This is a genomic window from Psychrobacter sp. TB55-MNA-CIBAN-0194 (assembly GCF_040309505.1).
In the GTDB taxonomy this organism is placed as follows: Bacteria; Pseudomonadota; Gammaproteobacteria; order Pseudomonadales; family Moraxellaceae; genus Psychrobacter; species Psychrobacter fozii.
On sequence record NZ_JBEOOW010000536.1, the window covers coordinates 1 to 254 of the forward strand.

1 protein-coding gene is annotated in these 254 nt (G+C 40.6%); it reads right to left on the reverse strand.

Annotation, left to right across the window (positions count from 1 at the left end):
- Positions 1-254 (reverse strand): hypothetical protein (locus tag AAEY75_RS16190; RefSeq protein WP_352260174.1); only part of this gene is annotated, 254 nt, incomplete at both ends.

The window sequence follows — 254 nt, forward strand, 5'->3', positions numbered from 1 at the left end:
GCCATAAGGTATTATCGCCACTAAAGTGAGCTTTTTTAAAATTAAAAGAGTAAACCGCGCGGCTATCATCGTTACTAACAGATTCATCGGAGTAGCCTAGTAAGGCTTTTATGTTCCAACCTAAGTTTAAGTCCTCAGTACGATAAATACTGTCGAAATTGCGTACTTTTATAAAGTTATCTTCAAACCAGTGTCCGCTTACATAAGGGTAGCTTAAGCTGCGATCGACGGCTAAGGGGGCAAAGGTAGAGTCT